The following is a 23971-nucleotide window of genomic DNA, read 5'->3' as shown; positions in this document are numbered from 1 at the left end:
GGTTCTGGCGTGCGTCCGGGCGGACTTCGCCCAATCGGGGAGTGGCGGGGCCACCGCACCGAAGCGCAGCGGCGTATCCGGGGGTTTCAGCCGGAGGCCGCCGCACGGCCGAACCTGGTGGCCAGACGGGCCATGTGCCCACGCAACTCCTCCGGCTCCTCCACCTCCATGTCCATGTCCATGTCGAGCATGCCCAGGTAACAGGCCATGTGCAGCAGCGAGCCCCCGGAGCACACCAGCACGCACGAGCGCTCGTCCACCGGCTCGATCCGCCCGTAGCCGCCCGCCGTGCGCTCGGCCTCCTCCGCCGGGACGAACAACCTGATCCGCGCCCGCACGGGCCACATGCGCACGTTCATCCGCTCCTCCAGGTAGGCGACCACGCCCTGCCCGGGCGGGTCGCGCGGGGGCACGCGCGGGCCGGTCGGGGTGAGCGGGCGCATCCGGTCCACCCGGAAGGTGCGCCAGTCTTCGCGGGCGGTGTCCCAGGCCACCAGGTACCAGCGCCGCCCCCGCGCGACCAGCCGGTGGGGCTCCACGGTCCGGCGTGAGGCGCTGCCGTCGTGGCGCTCGTAGTCGAAGCGCAGCCGCTCGCTGTCCCGGCAGGTGGCGGCCACCAGTGCCAGCGTGGCGGCGTCGACCATGGGCCCTCCGGCGGGCATGGGAACGGTGAAGGTCCCCACGGCGTCCGCCCTGCGACGCAACCGCGAGGGCAGTACCTGCAGGAGTTTGGCCAGGGCACGCACCGAGGTCTCCTCGATCCCCGACACCCCGCCCTGGGCGGCGGTACGCAGCCCCACGGCGACCGCCACGGCCTCGTCGTCGTCCAGCAGCAGCGGCGGCAGGGAGGCGCCCGCACCGAGCTGGTAGCCGCCCCCGGTGCCCATGGTCGCCTGGATGGGATAGCCCAGCTCGCGCAGCCGGTCCACGTCCCGGCGCACGGTGCGCGGGCTCACCCGGAGCCGTTCGGCCAGTTCGCCACCCGGCCAGTCCTTGCGTGTCTGCAGGAGGGACAGCAAGCGCAACAGGCGTGCGGAGGTCGCTCTCATGAGCGCAGTCTGCCAGGAGTGAAGGACAGATCCGGTCCTGTACTCGCACGGATGCTCGTGCACACCGGAGCGGTCCGCCAGGAGCACGGCGGGGGAGGAGGTCAAGGCGAGCAGGGCCGACCCGGCGCCCGCCGACCCCGACCGCCTCCGGCGCGGGGTCAGTCGGCCGCGGACACGACGGCGACCGCCTCCACCTCGACCAGCTGGTCCTCGTAGCCGAGCACGGTCACCCCGAGCAGAGTGCCGGGCGCGTCGTGCACGCCCATGTGGGCGCGTACCACCTTCCAGGCCCGGACCAGGTCCTCCCGGCGGGTGGAGGCGACGTACACCGTGGTCCTGACGACGTCGGTCAGGTCGGCCCCGGCGTCGTTCAGGGCGGTACGCAGGTTGCGCATGACCTGCTCGGCCTGACCCGCGTAGTCGCCCACGGCGACGGTCCTGCCCTCGGTGTCGAGTGGACAGGCGCCCGCGGTCCACACCACCCGCGCGGGCGACTGGGCCGTGGCGGCGTAGGCGTAGTCCACGGCCCCGGTCAGGCTCTGGCTGCGGATCAGCGTGACAGCGCTCATCGTGCTCCCGGGTGTTCGTCGGTCGATACGTCCTGGATAACGCACGCGTCCATCCGGGAGGTTCCGGCCCCCTCCTTCATGGCAACTGGTTGTTATCGGTAAACCACCTCGGGTAGCTTTGCCGCGAGCTTGACCCCCGAACCCCCACGCAGAAAACGGCTTCGTCGGCGGACACCCCCAATCGTCCACCAGACGTTGGGCGTTTTGCCCCCTTGAGGAGTGAATTGGAACCAGGAATCCACGCCGGTAGCCCATCCGGAGTGACACTCCCCAACACCGAATACGCCCGGGGCGCGATCCCACGTCCTCCGGCGGTCCGAGCCGAAAGCCTGGTCAAGACCTATTCCGGGGCGGAGGCGGTCCGCGGGATCGACCTGCTGGTGCGCCCCGGGGAGATCTTCGGACTGCTGGGCCCCACCGGAGCGGGCAAGTCCACCACCATCGCGATGCTGTGCGCGCTGGTCCGCCCCACCTCCGGAAGCCTGTGGGTGGCCGGACGCGATGTGCGCACCGACCCCGTCGGGGTCCGTCGCTCCATCGGCGTGGTGTTCCAGAGCACCACCCTGGACGGCAGGCTCACGGTCGAGGAGAACCTGCGTGTGCACGCCGCCCTCCACGGCCTCGCGCGCCGCCGGACACACCGGCGCATCACCTCGATGCTGGCCCTGGCCGGCCTGACCGACCGGCGGCATGCGCTGGTGAGCACACTCCCCGGCGGGGCGAAGCGGCGCCTGGAGATCGTCCGGAGCCTGCTGCACCACCCCGAGGTCCTGCTCATGGACGAGCCCACGGTCGGCCTCGGCCCACATGAGCGCGCCGACGTGTGGCTGTACCTGCACCGCGTGCACCGCGAGTCCGGTGCCACGGTGCTGCTGAGCACCCAGTACCCGGCCGAGACGGACCACTGCGACCGGATGGCCGTCCTGGACCGGGGCCGGGTGGGGGACGTGGGCACCCCGGCCCAACTCCGCTCCCGTCTCGACGACGACCCCGTCCGCCTGGTGCTCCCACCCCCACGGAGCCTGAACGACGTGCTCCCGCACCATGCGGGGCACAACCCGCGCTTCCAGGCAAGGTCCCACACGTGAGCACGGCGATGGCGGCCCGGCTGGGCGCCGAGGCGCGCGCGACGGCCGCCGTGTGGCGGCGCGAGATCATCACCCTCCTACGCGAGCGGCTACGCCTGGTGCTCAGCCTGGTACAGCCCATGCTGCTCATGGCCGCCCTGGGCATCGGGTTGGGCACGGTCGTGTCCGACGGCGGCTCGGGCGTGGGCTACGTGACCTTCCTCTTCCCCGGCGTCATGGTGATGGCGGTCCAGTCCCCGGCCCTCGCCACCGGCGCATCGATCCTGGGGGACCGCGAACTCGGCTTCCTCCGCGAGATGCTCATGGCGCCCGTGCGCCGCGGGTCCCTGCTGTTGGGCAAGGTACTCGCGGGCACCACCACCGCCACCTGCCACGGCGCCGTCCTGCTGGTCTTCGCAGGAGCCGCGGGCCTGCCCTATGATCCGGCACTGCTCGGCTCACTCGTGGCGGTGCTGGTGCTGGCCTCGTTCGCGCTGACCTCCCTGGGGGCACTGCTGGCGGTCTGCCTACCCAGCCCGCAGACCTTCCAGGCCGTCACCGGCCTGCTCCTGGGGCCGCTGGTGCTGCTGTCCGGGGTCTTCTTCCCGCTCAGCGTCCTACCGTCCTGGCTGACGGTGCTCACCGCACTCAACCCGTTGACCCACGCGGTGGAAGCGGCACGCCACACCCTCACCGCCCACCTGCCCGCCGCAGCCTCCGACGCCCTGTTCGCCAACCTGCGGGTGTGGGGTCTGCGGCCGTCGGTCGCGGAGGAACTGGCGGCGCTGACCTGCTTCGGTGCGCTGTGCCTGTTTCTGGCCGTGCGGCGCTTCTCCAGGCCCGATCAGCAGGAACACCCGCCGACGCCCTCCCCGGAGCACCGTCCGCGGGACCGCGACGGCCACGGCACACCCACCCACACCCACCGCTACGGCCGGAGCTGGCTGTGCCGCCTCCACCGGACCACCTGCCGGTGCGGTAACCGACACCACCTCCCGCGCGCCGGGACCGGCATGATGAGCGGATACGCCGAGCATGCGAGCGGCGACGGCAGGCGGAGCCGCACCGGTCGCGTCGACGACGTTGAGGCCCAGCGATCCAGTGGAGGGGACCGATGAAGGACGACGGGGACCTGGGCCTCGCGCACCGGCTGGCCGACCTCGCCGGGGAGATCGTGACGCGACACGTCGCCGCGGGCGATGACGAAGCCGAGGCGAAGGGTGACGGCACGGCATGGCGCACCGTCCCACGCACTGAGTGTCACGGCCACGGCACGCCTGGACCGCGCCTCGGCCGGGATCTGGCCGCCTCCGCAGCGCATCACCGACCACGCCCGCCGGGCGGCCGCCGGACTCGCTGCCAGGGCGGGGCGCACGATCCCCGCGCTCGACTGGACCGGCCACGACCGCACGGCGCCCGCACCCCCCGAACCCTCGGCGGGCTCGGGAACCTGTCACGGCGGGCTGCTGGTGGCCACGGGCCGGCTGGACGCCGTACGGCCCGCCCTCTGACGGGGTCTCAGGCACCGGCGCCCTGGTCCGCAACCAGGACACTCAGACAGGTCACGCACGCCTCCAGCTTCTCGAACTCGGAGATGTCCACCGGCAGCACCCGCCAGCGGTCGGCGGTCAGCTGGTGGATGGTCTCGTGCGCCGCCGCGCTGACCAGGACGTCGTGCCCGCCCAGCGGCAGCACGTGCGCGCCCGGCTCCTCGACGGCGCGGCGCACCGGCGGCAGGACGTCGGTCTCCACCAGGTCGGGCAGACCCACGAGCGATCCGTCCGGCAGCGCGGTCACCGCCGACTTCAGGTGCAGCGCCGCGCCCATCCCCACACGCTCGACCTCCCTGCCCAACGGTTTGAGCAGCTGTTCGAGCTGGGCGGCGCCCTCGGCGTTGGTGCGCCCGCCCACCCCCACGTAGACGGTGGAGCCCACCTGGAGCACGTCACCACCGTCCAGGGTCGCGGGCGCCTCGATGCGCGCCACCCGCAGTCCGAGCGCGCGCACCACCGGCTCGACCCCCTCCACCTCACCGCGGCGGGCCTCGGCGCCGGGGCGGGTCAGGACCGCCAGGTCTCCGCACACCACCACGGTGTCCTCCACGAACACCGAGTCCGGGTGCGCGGGCGCCGCGTCGACCTCGCACACCCGCCACCCGGCCGAGGCGACGGCCTCCTGGTAGATCGTGTACTGGCGTGCGGCCAGGACCGGGTCCACCGTCGCGCGGGGGATGTGGGTGACGAGGCCCCGGGCCAGGTCAGGGCTGGGGCGGCGCATCAGGGCGACCCCGTAGTAGGTGTATCCGTCCACGTACACGTCCTCCAGGGTCTGGCTGCGGGGATTTCGGGAGAGCACAACCTATCGCGCACCCGTACCCGTTTCCCGGGTGCGGCACGCGGGCCGTCCGGCTTGTCCGTGAACGGCCCGAGGGGCAGAGTGAACCCCATGGACGTGATCGTTGTCGGTGGCGGGATCGTGGGGACGAGCGCGGCGTTCCACCTGGCCAAGAAGGGCGTGTCCACCGCGCTGGTGGACGCCGCGCACCCGGGACAGGCCACGGCCGCCGGACTGGGGGTCGTCTACCCGTGGCCGTTCCCCTGGGATACCGGGCCGGTGTGGGACTTCAAGGCCCGCGCGGCCGAGCACTATCCGCGACTGATGGCCGAACTGGCCCAGGACGGGCAGACCACCGGCTACGAGGTGGTCGGAGGCATGTCCGTGGACCTGGAGGGGGACGACGCCGGGTTCGAGCTGATGCGCACCCTGTCCGAGCGTCCGGAGTTCACCACGATGGGTCGGGTGGAGCGGCTGGGCCCAGGTGAGCCGCGCGAGCGGTTCCCCCTGGTACCCGCGTCCTACGGCGGGGTGTTCGTGCAGGGAATGGCCCGGCTGAACGCTCCGGTGGCACGGTCCGCCCTGTTCAACGCCGCGGAGGAGCGGGGCCTGCGCTACTTCAAGGGCGAGACCCGCCTGCTGTGGAACGGTCACCGCGTGACGGGCGTGCGGGTGGGCACCGAGGACCTGGAGGCGCCCATGGTCGTCGTGGCGGCGGGCGCGTGGTCGGCCGGACTGCTCGCGGTCACCGGTGTGGACCTGCCCGTGCGACCGGTCCGCGGGCAGACGACGCACTTCGCGCTGCCCGGGCGGGACACCAGGGCCTGGCCGGTGGTGCGCTTCGGCGAGCGCGGGTACTTCGCGTCGGCGTTCGGCCCGGACCGGGTGGTCACCAGTGGCACGCTGGAACCGGAGGCCGGGTTCGACCGGCGGGTGACGGCCTCAAGCCTGCTACACAACCTCTCCACCGCGCTGGAGGTGCTGCCCGGCCTGGACGAGGCCACGGTGGCGGAGACGCGCGTGGGCCTCCGGCCGGGCACACACGACGGCAGACAACTGCTGGGGCCCGTGGAACGGCTGCCCGGCGTTGTGGTGGCGACCGGGCTGGGCGGCGAAGGACTGACCTTCGGCCCCTTCCAGGGGCTGGTCGCGGCCCGGTTGGCGATGGGGGAGGACCCCGGAGTGGACCTGTCCCCCTTCCGCCCCGACCGGACGGTTGCCCCCGCCGACGAGGATGTCGCCGAAGTACGGGGGAACGTGGCCCTGGCCGAGGGCGAGGCACAACGCTGAGAGGGCGCACCGAGGACGGTGAGTAGCCGTACTCAGGCGCGGGACCGGGGCGACCGGCAGCATGGACGCCATGAACACCTACACTCCCCAGCCCCGCTCCACCCCGCAGTTCTTCCTCCAGTCCGTCCTGTCCTTCGGGGCCTCGGCGGCCGGGGTGGGCGCGGGGATCGTCTATCTCCCCGTCGACCTGTGGATCCGTGCCTTCCTGGGCATGGGCCTGCTCTACGTCATCACCTCCACCTTCACCCTGGCCAAGTGCGTGCGAGACCGCCAGGAGGACGTGCTGGCCGCCGAGGCGGCGCAGAACCACCAGCAGGTCCCCCTCTGGTACGGCAACGAGCAGCCCGTCCCGCGCCCCTGAGGCAGAGGGGTCCCGGACCGTGTCGGCGTCAGGCGTTGGGCGGAAGAGCGGTTCCGGCGCCGCGCCGACGGGTCCTGAGCAGGCCGTGACGCCGACTGGGCAGGGTGGGCTCTCCCGCGCCCTGCACGGTGAACCCGGCGTCGGCGATCATCTCCAGGTCGGCCCTGCCCTCCTGGCCCTCGCTGGTGAGGTAGTCCCCCAGGAAGAGCGAGTTGACGATGTGCAGCGCCAGCGGCTGCAGGGAGCGCAGGTGGATCTCCCGGCCTCCGGCCAGACGGACCTCCACGTCGGGGAAGACGAACCGGGTGGCGGCCAGGACACGTAGGCACCGCTGCGGGGTCAGTTCCCAGGTGCCCTCCAGCGGAGTTCCCTCGAAGGGCATGAGGAAGTTGACCGGCACCGAGTCCGGTTCCAGCTCGCGCAGCGCGAACAGGGCGTCCACCAGGTCGTCGTCGCTCTCTCCCATCCCCGTGATCAGTCCGGAGCAGGGGGAGAGCCCGGCGTGCTTGGCCCTGGCCACGGTGTCCACCCTGTCGGCGAACTCGTGGGTGGTGCAGATGTCGGCGTAGCGCTCCTTCGAGGTGTTGAGGTTGTGGTTGTAGGCGTCGGCCCCGGCCTCGTGCAGCCGGTCGGCCTGGCCCTCGGAGAGCAGGCCCAGGCAGGCGCACACCTCCACGCCCGGGTGCTCGGCCTTGATGCCCTCGACGGCGGGGACGAGGCGCTCCACGTCGCGGTCGGTGGGTCCGCGCCCGCTGGCCACCAGGCAGACCCGGGCGGCACCCGCCCTCACCCCGTGGGAGACGGCCTCGCGGGTCTGGTCGGGTTTGAGCCAGGTGTACTTGACGATCTCGGCCTCGGATCCCAGGCGCTGGGAGCAGTAGAAGCAGTCCTCCGGGCACAGGCCGCTCTTGATGTTCACGAGGTAGTTGAGCTTGACGCGGCGCTCGAAGTAGCGCAGCCGGACCTGGAAGGCGGCGGCGACCAGGTCCATCAGGGCGTCGTCGGAGCTGCGCAGAACCCCGAGGAGTTCGTCGCGGGTGGGCGTCTCACGGCGAAGGGCCTTCTCGGCCAGGGAAGGGAATGTGGTCACGGAGACGATCCTGGGTCCCGGGGCGGGGACGGCGCAGCCGCGGAAGAAGCCAAAAACGCAGGAGAAGTCTTGTGCGGGACGGCTGTTTGCGTTCCGGTGGCACCCCGGTACCAAGCGTGACGGTCAAGGCTCCGCGTGGAGGAGCGGAGTGGGCCGGCGGCGGATCTGCCGGAGACGCCGGCTCAGGCCGAGGCGGCGGCGTCCCAGCGGGCGAGGTCCTCCCTCAGCCGGTCGGCGGTGGTGAACAGGTGTGCGCGCATGCCCGTCTCCCGGGCGCCCCGCACGTTCTCCTGACGGTCGTCGACGAAGAGGACGCGTTCCGGTTCGGTCCGCAACGCATCCTGACACCACCGGTAGGCCTCCGGTTCGGGCTTGACGTGGCCGATCCGGCAGGAGAAGGCACGCACGTGGAAGCCGCGGAGCCAGGGATGGTGCTCCTCGTAGTGCAGAGCCAGCTCCTCGGGGATGTTGGACAGCAGCCCGATCCGTCGGCCCGAGGCCGCGAGTTCCTCGACCAGGGCGACCATGGTGTCGTCGACGGCGTTCCAGCTGGCGATGTCGGCCTCGACCAGCCCGGCGATCCGGTGGCCGTCGAAGCGCACGCCCAGGTCCTCGCCCACACGGTGCCAGTACTCGGAGGCGCTCACGTCCGCTCGGTCGTATGAGGGGCGCCTCGCCCAGTACGCCTCCCAGAAGGCCGGGGCGGGTGCGCCCGCGACGTGGACCAGACGGTCCTTGCCCTCCTCGGACTGGTGGCATGCCAGCACACCGAACAGGTCGAAGAGCACGGTCAAGAGGTCACCTCTTCATCGGGGGCCCAGGAGTGGCGTCGTCCAGATCGTACGCGCCCGGGCCCGTTCGGATGAGGACTCCGGCGGTGTCGTGACCACCACGTGTCGGCCGTGACCAATACAGGTTGTGTGCCAAACACTGGACATCTTTTGGCCTATGGGCGTTTTGTCCGTGACGCTTCGCTGCCGGCGTGGTCACCCTGGGGCGACAACTGTTGTGCCACGGGGGAAGGAAGCGAATGTGAGCGGAGCCAGAGAGACCGGGTACGGGAGAGTCCCCGAAGGCGAGGCCAACATCGTCCACGTGACGATGATCGCCGCCGCCGCGGCGATGGGCGGTTTCCTGTTCGGTTATGACAGTTCCGTCATCAACGGCGCGGTACCGGCCATCCAGGAGCGCTTCGGCGTGGGACCGGCCACGCTCGGCTTCACGGTCGCCTCAGCGCTCCTTGGCTGTGTGGTGGGTGCCGCGACAGCGGGGGCCCTGGCCGACCGGGTCGGCCGTATCCGCACCATGCAGGTCGCCGGTGTGCTGTTCGCGGTCAGCGCCATCGGCTCGGCGCTTCCGTTCGGGATCTGGGACCTGACCGCCTGGCGGGTCCTGGGCGGTGTCGCCATCGGCCTGGCCTCGGTCATCGCCCCGACCTACATCGCCGAGGTGTCACCGGCCGCCTACCGCGGTCGGCTGGCGTCACTGCAGCAGCTGGCGATCGTTCTGGGCATCGCCACCTCACAGCTGGTCAACTTCGCTATCGCCCAGATGGCCGACGGCAGCGCGAGCAACATGCTGGGACCGGTCCAGGGCTGGCAGTGGATGCTGGGCATCGAGGTCCTGCCCGCCATGATCTACGTGGGGCTGAGCCTGCTCATCCCCGAGTCTCCCCGCTACCTGGTCCGTGTAGGACAGGTGCCCCGGGCCCGTCGCATCCTCGCCGAGGTGGAGGGCGGAGGCCCCGACCGGGTGGATCAGCGCATCGGAGAGATCCGTGAGGCGCTGGGCTCGGAGGTCAAACCGAAGCTGAGCGACCTGACCGGCCGCTACGGTCTGCTGCCGATCGTGTGGATCGGTATGGCCATCTCGGCCTTCCAACAGCTGGTCGGTATCAACGTCATCTTCTACTACTCCGCTTCGCTGTGGCAGTCGGTGGGCGTGGCCGAGACCAACTCCCTGCTGTTGAGCCTGTTCACCTCCATCGTGAACATCGTGGGTACGTTCGTGGCGATCCTGCTGGTGGACCGGGTCGGCCGCAAACCGCTGCTGCTGGTGGGTTCGGCCGGAATGACGGTTTCGCTGGCACTGGCCGCCTACGCCTTCAGCCACGCGGTGGTGCGGGGCGAGGAGGTGTCGCTGCCGTTCGAGTGGGGTGCGGTGGCACTGACCGCGGCCAGCCTGTTCGTGCTCTTCTTCGCGCTGTCGTGGGGTGTGGTCGTGTGGGTGCTGCTGGGGGAGATGTTCCCGCTGCGCATCCGTGCCGCCGCGATGGCCGTGGCCACCGCGACCCAGTGGCTCACCAACTGGCTGATCACCGTGAGCTTCCCCAGCCTGCGCGACTGGAGCCTGAGCGGCACGTACACGATGTACGCGTTCTTCGCGCTGGTGTCGTTCTTCTTCGTGCTGAGATTCGTCAAGGAGACCAAGGGCAAGACCCTGGAGGAGATGCAGGGCTGAGGGCTCAGCGCTCCAGGTCGATCTTCCTCTGGAGGAACTCCTCCCGGTCGATCTCGCCCCGCGCGTATCTGAACCGCAACTCCTCCTCCGCCGCGTCCAGGGCCTGCTGTCCGGGCGCGGCGGGGGAGGGACTCCGCCCCGGACGAGCACGCCTCTCACCGGCCGTACCCGCCACGGACGCGACCGTGACGACGAAGAAGACACCCAACGCCACCATGATGAGGATCACGAGCGTGGCCATCATGTAGGTCATCTCCACTCCTCACGAGGAAACCGTTCTTACTTCCCTGTGTACCCCGCTCGGGGATCCTTCCCCAGAGGCACTTCGCTTCTGTGGACCACCGCCCTCGTCCGGACCGCCGTAACCTGGAGTGCCGCGATCCGGACGAAAGGGGCAGGATGCGTGTCCTCCTCGTGGACAACCACGACTCGTATACGTACAACCTCTTCCAGCTCCTGGCGCGCGTCCTGGGGCAGACCCCCGAGGTGCTCACCAACGACGACCCCCGCTGGGACGCCCGCGACCCGGCCGACGCGGACGCCGTGGTCCTCTCACCCGGACCGGGCCGTCCCCAGCACCCGCGCGACCTGGGCCGCGCCCCCCAACTCCTGAACCACACCCGCCTGCCGGTCCTGGGCGTGTGCCTGGGCCACCAGGCCATCGCCCACCTGGCCGGGGCGGACGTGGTCTCGGCCCCCCAGCCCCGCCACGGCCACCTGACCCGGATCCGACACACCGGGTCGGGCCTGTTCGCGGGCCTGCCACAGGACTTCACCGCCGTGCGCTACCACTCCCTGGCCGTCGCCGACCCCCTGCCCGAACCGCTGACCGCGACCGCATGGTCAGAGGACGGCGTGGTCATGGGACTGGAACACCGCGCCCTGCCCCGCTGGGGAGTGCAGTTCCACCCCGAGTCGGTGGCCAGCGAGTTCGGCGCGCAGACGGTCGCCAACTTCCTGGACCTGGCCCGCCCGCACATCACGGCGGGTCGCAACCCTCCCCCGGCTCAGGCCCGGCCCTTTCGGCAACGCCCCGCCCAAGCGCGCGAAGACCCCGCCCCCCGCACACGCGAACTCCCCCTGGCCGTGGACACCGAGGCCGCCTTCGCCCACCTGTACGGCGACGCCGAGTACGCGTTCTGGCTGGACAGCTCCCGCCCCGAGGGCCCCGCCCGCTTCTCCTTCCTGGGCACCGCCACCGGCGAGGTGCTCACCTACCGGGTCGGCGGCCCCGTCCGCGTGCACGCCGCGGACGGCACCGAGCACACCGAGCCCGGCAGTATCTTCGACGCCCTGGACCGCCGCGTCCCCCACCCCTCGCCCTCCGGACTGCCCTTCGACTTCACCGGAGGCTACGTCGGCTACCTCGGCTACGAACTCAAGGCCGACTGCGGCGCCGCCAACGCGCACACCTCGACCCATCCCGACGCCGTGTGGCTGCGCTGCGACCGGTTCGTGGCCGTGGACCACCACCGGAACCGCACCTACGCGGTGTGCGCCGACGGCCTCCCCGACGGCGACGCCTGGCTGGAGGAGACCCTGGCCGCCCTCACCGACCTGCCGCCCCTGGACCCGCCCGCCCCTCCCGCGCCGGCCACCGACCTGGCCCCCCTGCTGGAACGCCCGCGCGAGGACTACGTCGCCGACGTCAAGGAGTGCCTGGCCCAGCTCACGGCCGGGGAGAGCTACGAGATCTGCCTGACCAACCGGCTGCGCCTGCCCCACACCGGCGGCGACCTGGACGCCTACCGTCGTATGCGCGCCGCCAGCCCCGCGCCCTACGCCGCCCTGCTGCGCCTGGGAGCGACGAGCGTGCTCAGCGCCTCACCCGAGCGGTTCCTGCGCGTGGACGCCGAACGCAACGCCGAGAGCCGCCCCATCAAGGGCACCGCACCCCGCCACCCGGACCCGGCCATCGACGCGCGCACCGCCGAGGAGCTGCGCACCGGCGCCAAGACCCGCGCCGAGAACCTCATGATCGTCGACCTGCTGCGCAACGACCTGGGACGTGTGTGCGAGGTGGGCAGCGTCGGGGTGCCCGCGTTCATGTACACCGAGTCCTACGCCACCGTGCACCAGCTCGTCTCCACCGTGCGCGGCAGGCTGAGTCCGCAGGTGTCGGCCATGGACGCGGTGCGCGCCTGCTTCCCCGGCGGGTCGATGACCGGAGCCCCCAAGGAACGCACCATGGAGATCCTGGACCGGCTGGAGCCCTCCGCACGCGGAATCTACTCCGGCGCGCTGGGCTATGTGTCCTCCTCCGGCACCGCCGACCTGAACATCGTCATCCGCACCGCCGTGCTGGCCGAGGGCGAGCTGAGTATCGGTGCGGGCGGGGCCATCGTGCTGGACTCCGATCCGCGGGAGGAGTACGAGGAGATGCTCCTCAAGGCCGCCGTACCCGCCCACGGGCACTGACCGCCGAGGCGGAAAAACCGTTTGCCGCGGCCGGGTCCCGGCCAGCACGCTGAGCCCCATGGACATCCCCCGACACCAGATCCGCGCACGCCACACCGACGCCACGGTCACCGTCTACCAGGCCTACAGCCCGTCCATCGGCGTGCCCGCCGCCCGCGACGGCCGCTTCCCCTCCGCATGGAAGCGCGGGCGCATGACCTGGATCAAGCCCTCTTTTTTGTGGATGGCGTACCGCTGCGGGTGGGGGCTCAAGAAGGACCAGGAGACGATTCTTGCCGTCGAGATCACCCGCGCGGGGTTCGAGTGGGCGCTGCGCAACGCCTGCCTGTCGCACTTCACGGCGAACGTGCACGCCGACCGCCAGGCGTGGAAGCGCCAACTGCGCGAGAACCCCGCACGCGTGCAGTGGGACCCCGAACGCGACCTGCACCTGAGACCGCTGGAGCACCGCTCCCTGCAGCTGGGGCTGGCGGGTGAGGCCTCGCGCCGCTACGCCGACGAGTCGATCGTCTCCATCACCGACGTCACCCCCCTCACGCACCGGATCCACACCCTGGTCCAGGCCGGGGAGTCGGAGGCCGCCGCCCGGCTGCTGCCCGACGAGCGCCCCTACCCGGTCGCGCCACACGGGCTGGACCACCTGCGCCCCGCCCCGACCGCGCGCGAGGAGGACACCCACACGGCCTGAGCGGCACGGATCCGCACCCGCCCCGTCCTGTGCCGGGCCCTGGACGAGACCGTGCCCGGCCTGGCCGGGCACGGCGGGCCCCTGGTACTCGGCGTCGCCGTCGCACCGGATCCGGAGTGCCAGCCCTGGGACCGCGGTGTCCTCCGGCCCCGGTCACCGGGCAACGACACACCTGCGCCCCGAGGAGCTGCTGCGAGCGCGCGACGGCCACGCCAGAGGTGAGATCGGCGACGACGAACTGCGCGCGACCGAGGACGAGGCCGTTCGCGAGGTCGTGCGCACGCAGGAGGAGGTGGGACTGCGGTCGGCGACCGACGGCGAGTTCCGCCGGGCCTCCTGGCACATGGACTTCATCTACCAGCTGGGCGGTGTGTCCAAGGTCCGGGACGAGCTGACGGTCACCTTCCACAACGAGCGGGGCGACATCGAGTTCACCCCCCTCCGGACTGCGGATCGCCGACAGGATCCGGTTCGAGCGGCCCGTCTTCGCCGAGGCGTTCACCTTCCTGCGCCAGACGGTCACCCGAACCCCCCAAGCTGACCATCCCCTCGCCGAGCATGGTGCACTACCGAGGCGGATCGGCCTCCATCGACCCGCGGGTCTACCCCGACCAGGAGGAGTTCTGGGCGGACCTGTCGGCGGCCTACGCGGCGCAGGTACGCGCGCTGGGCGATCTGGGCTGCACCTGCCTGCAACTGGACGACACCAGCCTGGCCTACCTCAACGACCCCGGTCAGCGCGGGATGCTCGACGAGCGCGGCGACGACAGCGACCGGCTGCACATGCGCTACATCCGCCAGATGAACGCCGCCCTGGCCGACCGCCCCGAGGGCATGAACGTGACCACGCACCTGTGCCGGGGCAACTTCCGCTCCTCGTGGGTGGCCAGGGGAGGCTACGACTACGTGGCCGAGGAACTGTTCAACGAACTGGACGTGGACGGGTTCTTCCTGGAGTTCGACGACAAGCGTTCGGGCGGCTTCGAACCGCTGCGCTTCGTCCCCGAGGGCAAGTACGTGGTGCTGGGCCTGGTCACCACGAAGAGGGGCGAGCTGGAGAGCAAGGACGAGCTCAAGCGGCGCATCGAGCGGGCCAGCCGCCACATCCCGCTGGAGCAGCTGTGCCTGTCCCCGCAGTGCGGGTTCTCCTCCACCTCCGAGGGCAACGACCTGACCTACGACGAGCAGGTCGCCAAGCTGCGGCTGATCGTGGAGACCGCCCAGGAGGTCTGGGGGTAACCGGAGCGGCCCTCGCCCGGGGCGTTGTGCGCGTTCGCCGGGGCCGCGCGGGGACACGCTCGGGGGTGGTGTTCGCTCATACCCCGGACACTGGACCACCGGCCCCGCCGCCGATCCCACGTCTTGCACTCACTCAGGGGGCCGCCTCCGGCCGGTCCGGCGGCACCGGTTCGGCTGCTTCTTCGGTGGTGCGGCCCAGTTCGGCCCTGAGCGCACGGACCTGCTCGGTGAGCTCGATCAGCTGCTCCCGCGTGGCCGTGTCGGCCTCCTGCCCCTGCTTGTCGGAGCCGTCCTCAACGCGCTGGACGAGCCAGGTGGACAGCGTGCCGGTGATGACACCGAGCAGGCCGATACCCATGATGAAGAGGAAGGAGGCGATCAGACGACCGGTGCCGGTGACCGGGTAGAAGTCTCCGTAGCCCACGGTGGACACCGTCACCAGCGACCACCAGAACGCGTCGGTGAGCGTGGTGATGTTGGCGCCGGGGGCGTCCTGCTCCGCTCGCAGCACGCTCAACGAGGCCATGAGGAGCATGATGACGGTGATACCCGCGGTGTACAGGATCACGTTCCCGCGCAGGGACACCGCCATGTGGCGGTGCAGCAGCGACAGGACGGTCAGGAGTCGGACCAGTTGCAGGGGGCGCAGCATCGGCAGCACCACGATCATCAGGTCCAGCAGGTTCCCGCGGATGAACGTCCACCGGTTCGGCGCCAGGTACAGGCGCGTGGCGTAGTCGGCGGCGAAGACCACCCACACGGCCACGAGGACTATCTCGCAGAACTCCCGCCAGTTCTGCGACAGGCCGGGGTCGAGGATGGGCCAGGCGTAGGCGGCGACGAAGGCCAGGGCCGCGCCGACCAGGGGCAGTTCGGTTACGGACCGCCAGCGGGTCAGACGTTCCTGTGACCTGGGGGGACTGGGAGAGGATGTGCTGTGTTGTTCCACCCTCCGATTCGACCAAACGCTTCCGCCCAGACCAAATCGGGGGAGGGGCGAACCGCTCCGGTCCGTCCACGGGCACGGTGCACAAATGGTGGCCGATGAGCGGTCCGCGATACGGTTACGGTCATGGAAAACGCACCGACACGACCGTCCACGTCGGTTGAGGACTACGTGAAGGTCATCTACGACCTCCAGGAACGCGGCACCGGGCCGGTGACCATCTCCGGTATGGCCGAGCGCCTGTCGGTGTCCAACTCCTCGGTGTCGGGCATGCTCCGCAAACTCAGCGAACTGGGCCTGGTGGAGCACCGGCGCTACGGCGCGGTCACCCTCACCGAGCCCGGGACCAAGGCGGCGCTTTCGGTGCTGCGCCGCCACCGGTTGCTGGAGACCTACCTGGTCGCCGAGTTGGACTACTCCTGGGACGAGGTGCACGACGAGGCCGAGATCCTCGAACACGTGGTCTCGGACAAGTTCGTCGACCGCATCGCCACCCACCTGGGCGACCCGGTGGTCGACCCGCACGGCGACCCCATCCCCACCCGAGAGGGCCACATCATCCAGCACGAGAGCGTGCTGCTCTCGGAGGCGGACAAGGGTGTCCACGGGGTGATCGTGCGCGTCAACGACACCGACCCCGACCTGCTGCGCTACCTGGCCGAGATCGAGATCGGCATCGGGATGAGCGTGGAGGTGGTCGAACGCCGGCCCTTCGCCGGATCGATGCAGATCAACGTGCGCCCGGACGAGGACTCTCCCGAGCGCTCCCAGTCCCTGGGCCTGGTGGCCGCCGAGGCCCTGTGGATCAGCACTGACGGTAACGGATAGGGATTCTCCGAAACATCGTCACCGCACGAAGGAAGACATCATTTCTCCGGCGCCGCTGAGCCGACGCCCGGTCCGGAACCAGCCGCGGGTGCGCACCCCCGCCGACCGGCCCCGGACCGGACACACCACTACGGTGCCTCACCCCTGGGCGCGCACGCCCGCGACACCGTCGTCGATGACGAACCGGGCCCGGTCGCTGATGGGCGCGCCCGGCTCGCTCACGTAGTCCACGGTCCGGTAGTCGGCCCTCCACTCGGTAGGCGTGACGACGTTGCGCACGTAGCCCCGGTTGCGGTTGATGAACCTGATGTGCGGGTTCTCCCGCAGCTGCACCGCGTCACCCGGGTTCTGGTCCGCGCCGTCGCCGCCGCTGGTGAAGGACGTGCCCACCAGCTCGGTGGCCACCGTCGCCGACTCCGGGGCGTCGAAGTCGGCCTTGACGTCGCACACGTAGTTGGCGTGCACGTCACCGGTGATCACCACCCCGTTGCGCGTGCGCGCCAGCTGGTCGCGGACCTCGTCGCGCTCGACGCGGTAGCCGTCCCAGGCGTCGTTGCTGAAGTTGCTCGCCTCACCGTCGAGGAAGTCGCGCTGGGAGAAGAACACCTGCTGGGCCAGCACGTTCCAGCGGGCCCGCGAGGAGGACAGCCCCTCGAACAGCCACTGCTTCTGTGCGGCGCCCAACAGGGTGCGCGAGGGGTCGCCGTGACCGGAGTCGCCCACCTGCGGGTCGCGGTACTGGCGGGTGTCGAGCAGGTGCATGTCCACCAGGTCGCCGAAGGCCAGCCTGCGGTGGAGCCGCATGTCGGGGCCGTTCGGCCGCTGGGCGCGGCGCAGCGGCATGTGCTCGTAGTAGGCCTTCATCGCCTGGGCGCGCCGACGGAGGAACTCCTCGGCCGGGATGTCCTCCCCGTGGGACTGCTCGTCGGCCCAGTTGTTCTCCAGCTCGTGGTCGTCGAAGACCACCGCCCACGGAAACGCGGCGTGCGCGGCCTGGAGGTTGGTGTCGCTCTTGTACTGGGCGTGCCGGATCCGGTACTGGGTCAGGGTGCGGGCCTCCACCGGCGGCACATGGCCCCGGCCCAGGTCGCCCTGGGCGCCCGACTCGTAGATGTAGTCGCCCAGGAACGCGACCAGGTCCAGGTCCTCCTCGGCCAGGTGTGCCTGGGCGGTGTAGTGGCCGCTGATGTAGCTCTGGCAGCTGGCGAAGGCGAAGGCGAACCGGTCCAGCCGCATCCCGGGAGGCGGAGCGGTCTTGGTGCGGCCCACGGGGCTGATCTCGTTGCCGACGCGGAACCGGTAGAAGTACTCCGCTCCGGGACGCAGTCCCTCGGCCTCCACGTGCACCGAGTGAGCGGCGTCGGGACCCGTCTCCGCGGTCCCGGAGGCGGCGACGCGGCCGAAGCCCTCGTCCTCCGCCACCTGCCACTCGACCTCCACCCGCCGGTCGGGCATGCCGCCGAGGCCGTTCTCGGCGAGGGGGTCGGGGGCCAGACGGGTCCAGAGCACGACGCTGCTGTGGAAGGGGTCTCCCGAGGCGACGCCCAGGGTGAAGGGCTCGACGACGCGGCCCGGCCGGGCGGCGGTGTCCGCGCGGGCCTCGGTGCTCCACGCGGTGCCCAGCGCGACGGCGCCCAGGGTGGCCGCGCCGCCGACCAGGACCTGGCGCCGGCTGGTGCGCGCGGCCGGGGCGGCGGGGGTGGGGACAGGTGCGGGGACGGAGGCGGGGGTGTGGGGGGTTCCCGGCATGCACGGTCTCCTGACAGGTTGCGGGGGAACCCGACCCCTTGTCGGGTCGGGCGGGGGACCGTGCTCCATCCGGCCACAGAAGGCAGAACGTCCCAACCACCGCGTGGTGAACGTTGGCCCCCTATGGGTAACTAGCAGGTGACAGACTGTCGCGACACAGGTCAGGGGCCCAACACGCCGGGGAGATGAAAAACCTGTTGGCCGCGGTCCGCCGGAAGACCGTGTCCAGCGCCGTCCACACCCACCTTCCAGAGCGCACTGCCCGGCCTGACCGGGGGCCGGGGCGGGGAGCCGTCCGGTGACCGCTGCCCCGCCGTGTCGGACCCGTACCGACGGCGGTCCGTTGAACCGGCAGGAGTACCTCGTCCGCCTGGGACGGCCCGGTCCCGGTGGGCGCAGCTGACCGGGCTCACGCTCGCTCGGCGCCGCGCGAGCGGGGGGTTCGGCACCCTCGGACCATAACACTTCGGATATCCGAAGTATGATGTGCCGTAGCGAAGGGAGACCGGTCATGGCACCGGAGAAGACCGCCTACCCCAAGGCACGATTCCGCGCACCCTCACCCTCGGGCTACCTCTACGTCGCCCTGTCCGTGGCACCACCCCACGGCTCCCTCCCGCGCCACAGCGCCGAGCGCGACGACGCCGTCCAGGAGTGCCTGTCCCTGGCACGGGCCCTGACCGAGCGCCTTGACGTACTGCGCGCCCGGGTCTTCGAGGCGGTCCTGATGCCGCCGTTGAAGGAAGCCCCCGGATTCGACGTCACCATGCTCGTGGAGACCGTCTCGCCAGAGGTCCCGGACGGGGTACGCCGGGCCGCGGCCCCCGACGGGCTCGGCGCCGAACTGGTCATGCCCGCCCACAACCCCGCCCGCATCGGCGACACCGAGCACCCCGCGAGCGGAACCTACCTGTTCAACCACTTCCGCGCCGCCGACGGCGACACGGCCGTAGGCGTGTGGGAGGAACTGACCGGCTGGTACACGGCCAAGACCGGCGTCGACAACTCCACACCGCTACGCGCCCTGGAGGAGTCGCCCTTCCCCCTGGTCAACTACGCGCGCCTGCCGGCGGGCGCGGCCTCCTTCCTTCTCGGGCAGCTGCCCAGGCCCAGCTTCCACCGGTTCGTCCGCGCCAGGCTCAGGGCCAACGGCATGACCGCCCTTCCCGTGCTCTACCGTCCGGCCTGAGCCGGCCCCGGACGCCAAGGCATCGGTCAGGCCCTGGCGACCGGGGCCGCCTGCTGCCCGCTGACCGGCCACGGCCCCGATAACATCGGCCCCATGGACCAGGAAGCGGCGGACCGGGACGGGACAGAGGACGAGACACGCGTACCGGACCGCGCACTGGCCGAGGGAGCGCTGCGCTTCGTGCCCCTGATCGAGACCTACTACCGGCGCGCCCGCTCCGAGATGCCCGAGGCCCTGCGCCGCCTGTTCACCGAACACCACCTCACCGCCCGCCACGGCGCGGTACTGGCACAGCTCGCCCACGGACAGGAACTCGGCGTGAGCGAGTTGGCCTCCCGCCTGGAGGTGGGCCTGTCCACCGTCAGCGAACTGGTCGGCGACCTGTCCCGGGTGGGCCTGGTGGAGCGCCGCAGCGACCCCGCCAACCGGCGGCGCGTCCTGGTGTCCCTGGCCCAGGAGCACCGCGGCCTCATGCGCACGTTCACGGCACGCAGGGCCCGGCCGCTGCTGCGCGCCTTCGAACGGCTCTCCCCGAACCAGCGGGAGGGATTCGCCGCCGGACTGGAGGCATGGGCCCGCGAGCTACACGGCGGCTGACGCCCCCTCCGCCGGCACCGGCCCGTCTCCGGCGCGTCACCGTTCTCCGCCGAGCCGTCGATGGCATCGTGGGCACGGAGCACCTGGTGGGTCCCCCAAAAGCTCCGAGCCTGAGGGTGAACGCACCGTCAGCCGCTCCCGCGGACACCGCGCGACCCTCCAGACACAAGGACCTGCATGGGAACGGGAAGAAGGAGCAAGGAGTACGACACCCGGTGGGGCCGGTCACTGGCGGCCACAGCCGTGATCGGCATCGGCCTGATGGCCGCGGTCGACGAGATCGTCTTCCACCAGATCCTGGCCTGGCACCACTTCTACGACCGCTCCACCCCGACGGTGGCGCTGATGTCCGACGGGCTGCTGCACGCCGGCGAACTCGTCGCACTGGTCGCGGGTTTCTTCCTCCTCGCCGACCTGTGCCGCCGCCACGCCCTGCACCGGCGTGCCGCGTGGGCGGGACTGCTGCTGGGCCTGGGCGGTTTCCAGCTGTTCGACGGCATCATCGACCACAAGGTGCTGGGACTGCACCAGATCCGCTACGGCGTCGACCTGCTGCCCTACGACCTGGCGTGGAACGGCACGGCAGTGCTGGTGCTGATCGCCGGAGCGGTCACGGCCTGGCGGTCACGCCGCGCTCCCGGTACCGGCCACCCGACCACCCCGCGATGAGTCCGGCCCACCCCCCGCACGAGGGCGCCGCCCCGGCCGTCCCCACCTGGGACCCGGTACCGGTCCTGCTCCTGCTCGCCCTGGCCCTGGTCGCCTACACCGCCGCGGCACGACGGGCACGGCGCGCACCGCGCGGCTGGAACGGTCTGCGCACGGCCTCCTTCACCCTGGGGGTGGTGCTGTTGGCCGCCGCCCTCCTGCTGCCCCTGGCACACACCGCCCACGATCCGCGCGTCCACATGCTCCAGCACCTGCTCATCGGCATGTACGCGCCCCTGGCACTGGTCATGGCCGCGCCCCTCACCCTGACCCTGCGCACCCTGCCACCCACACGGCGCCGCCCGGTGGCCCGCGTGCTGCGCAGCCGACCGCTGCACGTCCTGGGCCATCCGGTCTCCGCCCTGCTGCTCGACACCGGCGGCCTCTACCTGGTCCACCTCACCCCCGTGCACGCGGCCACGCAGACCCACCCAGCGGTACACGCCCTGGTCCACCTGCACTACCTCGCCGCCGGTTACCTGTTCGCCTGGTCCATCGCCGGGCCCGACCCCGCACCGCGCCGTCCCGGCATGGCCACCCGCCTCACGGTCCTGCTCCTGGCCATCGCCGCGCACTCGTTCCTGGCCAAACTCCTCTACGCCCATCCCCACACCTGGCCGCCGGGAGCCGCACACACCGCGCTGGCGGAGGAGGCCGCCCAGTGGATGTACTACGGGGGTGACCTGGCCGAACTACTCCTGGTCGTGGCCCTGTTCACCGTCTGGTACCGCCGCCGGGCCCGTACCTCCCGCCCCCTGGTCGAACGCGGCGCACGAGCCTATCCTGGAGCCATGTTCCAGCGACATTAAGTCCTTCCTCGGTCCTCGGCCCGAGCGCGGGGCCCACCGGGCGATCCCCACCCCGGTGTCCTCCTCCGCTCGACCGAAAGACCTCCATGACCACCCTGCCGCCGCGTGCACCCCACACGCACGCGTCCCGCCTGACCTGGCCCCTGTACGCCTACGCGGCACTGGGGGAGTTCGTCCTCCTCTACCCGCTGTACGCGGTCCTGTTCGACCAGAGCGGCCTGTCCGTCACCCGGATCAGTTCACTGTTCGTGCTCTGGTCCCTGACCTCGGTCGCCGTGTCCGTGCCCGCCGGAGCCTGGGCGGACGTGGTGCCCCGCCGCCACCTGCTGGCCGCCGCACCGCTCCTGGCCGCCGCCGGGTTCTCGCTGTGGCTGCTCTGGCCCGGTTACTGGGCCTTCGCCTCGGGCTTCGTCCTGTGGGGTGCGGGCGGGGCCCTGGCCTCCGGGGCCCTGGAAGCCCTCGTCTACACCGAACTCGGCCACCGTGGCGCCACCGACCGCTACGCCCAGGTCATGGGTGTGGCCCGCGCCCTGGACGTGGCCGCCGTCGGAGCCGCCACCCTGCTGGCGATCCCCGTCATGGCCCACGGCGGCTACACCGCGATCGGTGCGGGCAGCATCGCCGCATGCGTGCTGTGCGCCCTGGCCGCGCTGGCTCTGCCCGAACACCGAGCCGGCACGGCGGCCACCGACCACGCCGACGGCTCCGAAACCGGTGAGGGGCAGCCTCCCGGTTACCGGACCGCCCTGCGCGAGGGGCTGTCCCAGGCCCGCTCCAGCCGCCGGGTGCGCGGCGCGGTCATGCTGGTGGTCGTGGTCTCCTCCTTCTGGACGATGCTGGAGGAGTACGTCCCCCTGCTGGCGGTCGAAGCCGGCGTCCCCACCGACACGGTGCCCGTCGTGGTGCTGGTGGTGTGGGTGTGCATCACCATCGGAGGCCTGCTCGCCGGCCCCGTCTCCCGCCTGCCCGTGGGGGCCTTCGCCCTCCTTCTGGGCCTGGCCGCACCCGCCATCGCCGTCGGCGCCCTGCTCGCGGGTCCACCGGGGTGGGTCCTGCTCGGAACGGGCTTCGGTGCGTGCCAGGCGGCGGGCGTGGTCGCCGACGCCCGGCTCCAGGACCGCATCACCGGTTCCAGCCGGGCCACGGTCACCTCAGTGGCCGGACTGGGCGCCGACGCCCTCACCACGGCCTCCTACCTGCTGTACGCGGGGGTGTTCACCCTGACCGGCCACAGCGCCGCCTTCGCGCTGTTCGCCGCTCCCTACCTGGTGGCGTCGCTGTTCCTGGTCCGGAGCCGCTCCGGGAGGGCCTCGGCGGGGGCCCGCTGAGGGATCCGCCGGGGAAGACCCGCGCGTCCGGAAGGTCAGGAGCGAACCCGACGGCGTTCGCGGGCGTCTTCCCGGTGAGCGGGCGCCGAGCGCTCCGGCACCACGGGGCGGGCCGCGCCCGACACGCCGTGCCCCCGAGGACGAGGGGCCACAGTGCGTTCGGGCCGCAGGTGAGAAGGAACCGCCTGCGGCCCGGCCACCGGCCCCACCGGTGTGCCCCCTCCCGGTGAAAGCACCCCTTGCGCACGTGAATAGCATCGGTTCTTGTGGCACACCAGACGACGAACACCGCGAACAGTGACGGCCCGGGCATCGCCTCCGTGCGCGGGATCAGCGTCACCTACACCGACCGCGGAGCCGGATACCCCGTCCTCTTCGTCCACGGCCACCCCTTCGACCGCACCATGTGGGAACCGCAGGTCAGGGCGTTGGCAGGACGCGGCTATCGGGTGATCGTCCCCGACCTGCGCGGATACGGGAGCAGCACCGTCGTGCCCGGAACCACCAATCTGGACACCTTCGCCCGCGACCTGTCCGCGCTCCTGGACCACCTGGACCTGGACGTGGTGAGCGTGGTGGGGCTGTCGATGGGCGGTCAGGTCGCACTGGAGCTGTACCGACTCTTCCCCGACCGGATCGACTCGCTGACCCTGGCCGCCACCAACCCCCGCCCCGAGACCGAACAGGGCAGGGCCGCCCGCCTGGCGCTGGCCGAGCGGCTGCGCGCCGAGGGCATGCGCGGCTACGCCGACGAGATGCTCGTGGGCATGATGACGGCCGACAACGCGCGGGAGCTGCCCGCCGTGGCCGACCACGTGCGCGCCATGATGTACGCGGCCCCTCCCGAGGGCGCGGCGGCCGCGCTGCTGGGCCGGGCCCGACGCCAGGACTACGTACCCCTGCTGCGCCGGGTGTCCGCTCCGACCCTGCTGGTGGGAGGCCAGTACGACGGGTTCACCCCGCCCGGCTTCACCGAGTCCATGCACGTGATGGTCCCCGACTCGGTCGTGGAGATCATCGAGGGGGCCGGGCACCTGCCCAACCTGGAGCGGCCCGAGCGGTTCAACGAGGTACTGCGCCGCTTCCTGGACCGCTGCCGCGCCCGCGTCTAGGCGTACCCGGCCACAACGTTGGTCGCATCGCTGGGGTAGGGCGAGGTTCACGGATCCGGCTCGACCCCACGGTCGCGTGAGGCTGGAGGGTGGGGTGCGGTGACTACCACAACGCGTCCGGGATGAGTCCCGTGCCCGGC

Annotated in this window: 25 protein-coding genes; 17 read left to right on the top strand and 8 right to left on the bottom strand. The window is 71.4% G+C overall.

Features of this window, described 5'->3' with window-relative positions; genetic code table 11:
* Positions 1-86: 86 nt before the first annotated feature.
* Positions 87-1049, bottom strand: coding sequence for a helix-turn-helix transcriptional regulator (locus FYX01_RS10395; protein WP_150239947.1), 963 nt, complete (start codon positions 1047-1049; stop codon positions 87-89).
* Positions 1050-1207: 158 nt separating this feature from the next.
* Positions 1208-1618: a RidA family protein gene (locus FYX01_RS10390; RefSeq protein ID WP_150239944.1), complete on the bottom strand. Its 411-nt coding sequence runs from the start codon at positions 1616-1618 to the stop codon at positions 1208-1210.
* Between the two features lie 260 nt (positions 1619-1878).
* On the opposite strand from FYX01_RS10390, the gene FYX01_RS10385 reads away from it, so the two are divergent.
* From FYX01_RS10385 to FYX01_RS10375, 3 genes are all read left to right on the top strand, one after another.
* Positions 1879-2706 carry an ATP-binding cassette domain-containing protein gene (locus FYX01_RS10385; RefSeq protein WP_223830389.1) on the top strand — a complete coding sequence of 276 codons (828 nt, stop codon included), beginning with the start codon at positions 1879-1881 and terminating at the stop codon, positions 2704-2706.
* Entirely contained in the window at positions 2703-3803 is a 1101-nt protein-coding gene (locus FYX01_RS10380; protein ID WP_223830388.1) for an ABC transporter permease, read from the top strand. The genes FYX01_RS10385 and FYX01_RS10380 overlap by 4 nt, the downstream gene beginning before the upstream one ends.
* Before the next feature lie 102 nt (positions 3804-3905).
* Positions 3906-4196: a hypothetical protein gene (locus FYX01_RS10375; protein ID WP_150239942.1), complete on the top strand. Its 291-nt coding sequence runs from the start codon at positions 3906-3908 to the stop codon at positions 4194-4196.
* 7 nt (positions 4197-4203) lie between these two features.
* Here the strand turns inward: FYX01_RS10375 and ddaH are convergent, their stop codons facing one another.
* Positions 4204-4995 (bottom strand): dimethylargininase, encoded by a 792-nt coding sequence (ddaH, locus tag FYX01_RS10370; protein ID WP_150240109.1) that lies wholly within the window; start codon positions 4993-4995, stop codon positions 4204-4206.
* A 135-nt stretch (positions 4996-5130) separates the two neighbouring features.
* On the opposite strand from ddaH, the gene FYX01_RS10365 reads away from it, so the two are divergent.
* Together FYX01_RS10365 and FYX01_RS10360 are read left to right on the top strand one after the other, a co-directional pair.
* A complete protein-coding gene (locus FYX01_RS10365) occupies positions 5131-6309 on the top strand; it encodes an NAD(P)/FAD-dependent oxidoreductase (RefSeq protein WP_150239940.1) in 1179 nt (392 codons plus the stop codon).
* 70 nt (positions 6310-6379) lie between these two features.
* Positions 6380-6670 (top strand): YiaA/YiaB family inner membrane protein, encoded by a 291-nt coding sequence (locus FYX01_RS10360; RefSeq protein WP_150239938.1) that lies wholly within the window; start codon positions 6380-6382, stop codon positions 6668-6670.
* A 28-nt stretch (positions 6671-6698) separates the two neighbouring features.
* Here FYX01_RS10360 and bioB read toward each other — a convergent pair whose 3' ends face one another.
* On the bottom strand, positions 6699-7760 hold the full coding sequence (gene bioB, locus FYX01_RS10355; RefSeq protein ID WP_150239936.1) for a biotin synthase BioB: 1062 nt from the start codon (positions 7758-7760) through the stop codon (positions 6699-6701).
* 182 nt (positions 7761-7942) lie between these two features.
* Entirely contained in the window at positions 7943-8554 is a 612-nt protein-coding gene (locus FYX01_RS10350; protein WP_150239935.1) for an HAD family hydrolase, read from the bottom strand.
* A 238-nt stretch (positions 8555-8792) separates the two neighbouring features.
* Here FYX01_RS10350 and FYX01_RS10345 point away from each other — a divergent pair, with 238 nt between their 5' ends.
* Positions 8793-10220: a sugar porter family MFS transporter gene (locus FYX01_RS10345; RefSeq protein ID WP_150239933.1), complete on the top strand. Its 1428-nt coding sequence runs from the start codon at positions 8793-8795 to the stop codon at positions 10218-10220.
* Between the two features lie 4 nt (positions 10221-10224).
* Here FYX01_RS10345 and FYX01_RS10340 read toward each other — a convergent pair whose 3' ends face one another.
* Positions 10225-10473: an SHOCT domain-containing protein gene (locus tag FYX01_RS10340; protein WP_150239931.1), complete on the bottom strand. Its 249-nt coding sequence runs from the start codon at positions 10471-10473 to the stop codon at positions 10225-10227.
* A 146-nt stretch (positions 10474-10619) separates the two neighbouring features.
* Here FYX01_RS10340 and pabB point away from each other — a divergent pair, with 146 nt between their 5' ends.
* The 4 genes from pabB (at position 10620) to FYX01_RS26595 (ending at position 14565) form a co-directional block, all read left to right on the top strand.
* Positions 10620-12638 carry an aminodeoxychorismate synthase component I gene (gene pabB, locus FYX01_RS10335; protein ID WP_150239929.1) on the top strand — a complete coding sequence of 673 codons (2019 nt, stop codon included), beginning with the start codon at positions 10620-10622 and terminating at the stop codon, positions 12636-12638.
* Positions 12639-12696: 58 nt separating this feature from the next.
* A complete protein-coding gene (locus tag FYX01_RS10330) occupies positions 12697-13326 on the top strand; it encodes a DUF4291 domain-containing protein (RefSeq protein ID WP_150239927.1) in 630 nt (209 codons plus the stop codon).
* 136 nt (positions 13327-13462) lie between these two features.
* On the top strand, positions 13463-13867 hold the full coding sequence (locus FYX01_RS26600; RefSeq protein WP_223830387.1) for a uroporphyrinogen decarboxylase/cobalamine-independent methonine synthase family protein: 405 nt from the start codon (positions 13463-13465) through the stop codon (positions 13865-13867).
* A gap of 17 nt (positions 13868-13884) precedes the next feature.
* A complete protein-coding gene (locus FYX01_RS26595; protein WP_263363741.1) occupies positions 13885-14565 on the top strand; it encodes a uroporphyrinogen decarboxylase/cobalamine-independent methonine synthase family protein in 681 nt (226 codons plus the stop codon).
* A 133-nt stretch (positions 14566-14698) separates the two neighbouring features.
* On the opposite strand, the gene FYX01_RS10320 is transcribed toward FYX01_RS26595, so the two are convergent.
* The gene (locus tag FYX01_RS10320) at positions 14699-15514 is read right to left on the bottom strand and encodes a potassium channel family protein (protein WP_150239925.1); all 816 of its coding nucleotides are present in this window, start codon (positions 15512-15514) and stop codon (positions 14699-14701) included.
* A gap of 123 nt (positions 15515-15637) precedes the next feature.
* Here FYX01_RS10320 and FYX01_RS10315 point away from each other — a divergent pair, with 123 nt between their 5' ends.
* Positions 15638-16339 carry a metal-dependent transcriptional regulator gene (locus FYX01_RS10315; protein WP_150239923.1) on the top strand — a complete coding sequence of 234 codons (702 nt, stop codon included), beginning with the start codon at positions 15638-15640 and terminating at the stop codon, positions 16337-16339.
* A gap of 138 nt (positions 16340-16477) precedes the next feature.
* On the opposite strand, the gene FYX01_RS10310 is transcribed toward FYX01_RS10315, so the two are convergent.
* Positions 16478-18088 carry an alkaline phosphatase D family protein gene (locus FYX01_RS10310; RefSeq protein WP_150239920.1) on the bottom strand — a complete coding sequence of 537 codons (1611 nt, stop codon included), beginning with the start codon at positions 18086-18088 and terminating at the stop codon, positions 16478-16480.
* A gap of 511 nt (positions 18089-18599) precedes the next feature.
* Between FYX01_RS10310 and FYX01_RS10305 the strand changes: the two genes are divergently transcribed.
* The 6 genes from FYX01_RS10305 (at position 18600) to FYX01_RS10280 (ending at position 23831) form a co-directional block, all read left to right on the top strand.
* Positions 18600-19277, top strand: a complete 678-nt coding sequence (locus FYX01_RS10305) for a hypothetical protein (RefSeq protein WP_150239918.1) — start codon at positions 18600-18602, stop codon at positions 19275-19277.
* Positions 19278-19370: 93 nt separating this feature from the next.
* On the top strand, positions 19371-19874 hold the full coding sequence (locus FYX01_RS10300) for a MarR family winged helix-turn-helix transcriptional regulator (protein WP_150239915.1): 504 nt from the start codon (positions 19371-19373) through the stop codon (positions 19872-19874).
* 177 nt (positions 19875-20051) lie between these two features.
* Positions 20052-20543, top strand: coding sequence for a DUF2243 domain-containing protein (locus tag FYX01_RS10295; RefSeq protein WP_150239913.1), 492 nt, complete (start codon positions 20052-20054; stop codon positions 20541-20543).
* On the top strand, positions 20540-21391 hold the full coding sequence (locus tag FYX01_RS10290; RefSeq protein WP_150239911.1) for a cytochrome c oxidase assembly protein: 852 nt from the start codon (positions 20540-20542) through the stop codon (positions 21389-21391). The genes FYX01_RS10295 and FYX01_RS10290 overlap by 4 nt, the downstream gene beginning before the upstream one ends.
* Positions 21392-21477: 86 nt before the next feature.
* On the top strand, positions 21478-22719 hold the full coding sequence (locus tag FYX01_RS10285) for an MFS transporter (RefSeq protein ID WP_150239909.1): 1242 nt from the start codon (positions 21478-21480) through the stop codon (positions 22717-22719).
* Between the two features lie 266 nt (positions 22720-22985).
* On the top strand, positions 22986-23831 hold the full coding sequence (locus tag FYX01_RS10280) for an alpha/beta fold hydrolase (RefSeq protein WP_263363740.1): 846 nt from the start codon (positions 22986-22988) through the stop codon (positions 23829-23831).
* The last annotated feature ends 140 nt before the right edge of the window (positions 23832-23971 follow it).

The organism is Nocardiopsis quinghaiensis (assembly GCF_008638365.1).
GTDB lineage: Bacteria > Actinomycetota > Actinomycetes > Streptosporangiales > Streptosporangiaceae > Nocardiopsis > Nocardiopsis quinghaiensis.
Note: the sequence above shows the minus strand (reverse complement) of the source record. Positions and strands in the feature narration are given on the sequence as shown.

What these genes read in the sequence shown, in the direction of transcription:
- FYX01_RS10295 (WP_150239913.1), top strand. Translation starts at nt 20,052, where the DNA reads ATGGGAACGGGAAGAAGGAGCAAGGAGTACGACACCCGGTGGGGCCGG.
- FYX01_RS10310 (WP_150239920.1), bottom strand. Translation starts at nt 18,088, where the DNA reads ATGCCGGGAACCCCCCACACCCCCGCCTCCGTCCCCGCACCTGTCCCC.
- FYX01_RS26595 (WP_263363741.1), top strand. Translation starts at nt 13,885, where the DNA reads ATGGTGCACTACCGAGGCGGATCGGCCTCCATCGACCCGCGGGTCTAC.
- FYX01_RS10340 (WP_150239931.1), bottom strand. Translation starts at nt 10,473, where the DNA reads ATGACCTACATGATGGCCACGCTCGTGATCCTCATCATGGTGGCGTTG.
- FYX01_RS10305 (WP_150239918.1), top strand. Translation starts at nt 18,600, where the DNA reads ATGGCACCGGAGAAGACCGCCTACCCCAAGGCACGATTCCGCGCACCC.
- FYX01_RS10390 (WP_150239944.1), bottom strand. Translation starts at nt 1,618, where the DNA reads ATGAGCGCTGTCACGCTGATCCGCAGCCAGAGCCTGACCGGGGCCGTG.
- FYX01_RS10300 (WP_150239915.1), top strand. Translation starts at nt 19,371, where the DNA reads ATGGACCAGGAAGCGGCGGACCGGGACGGGACAGAGGACGAGACACGC.
- FYX01_RS10330 (WP_150239927.1), top strand. Translation starts at nt 12,697, where the DNA reads ATGGACATCCCCCGACACCAGATCCGCGCACGCCACACCGACGCCACG.
- FYX01_RS10315 (WP_150239923.1), top strand. Translation starts at nt 15,638, where the DNA reads ATGGAAAACGCACCGACACGACCGTCCACGTCGGTTGAGGACTACGTG.
- FYX01_RS10360 (WP_150239938.1), top strand. Translation starts at nt 6,380, where the DNA reads ATGAACACCTACACTCCCCAGCCCCGCTCCACCCCGCAGTTCTTCCTC.
- FYX01_RS10395 (WP_150239947.1), bottom strand. Translation starts at nt 1,049, where the DNA reads ATGAGAGCGACCTCCGCACGCCTGTTGCGCTTGCTGTCCCTCCTGCAG.
- FYX01_RS10290 (WP_150239911.1), top strand. Translation starts at nt 20,540, where the DNA reads ATGAGTCCGGCCCACCCCCCGCACGAGGGCGCCGCCCCGGCCGTCCCC.
- pabB (WP_150239929.1), top strand. Translation starts at nt 10,620, where the DNA reads ATGCGTGTCCTCCTCGTGGACAACCACGACTCGTATACGTACAACCTC.
- FYX01_RS10365 (WP_150239940.1), top strand. Translation starts at nt 5,131, where the DNA reads ATGGACGTGATCGTTGTCGGTGGCGGGATCGTGGGGACGAGCGCGGCG.
- FYX01_RS10285 (WP_150239909.1), top strand. Translation starts at nt 21,478, where the DNA reads ATGACCACCCTGCCGCCGCGTGCACCCCACACGCACGCGTCCCGCCTG.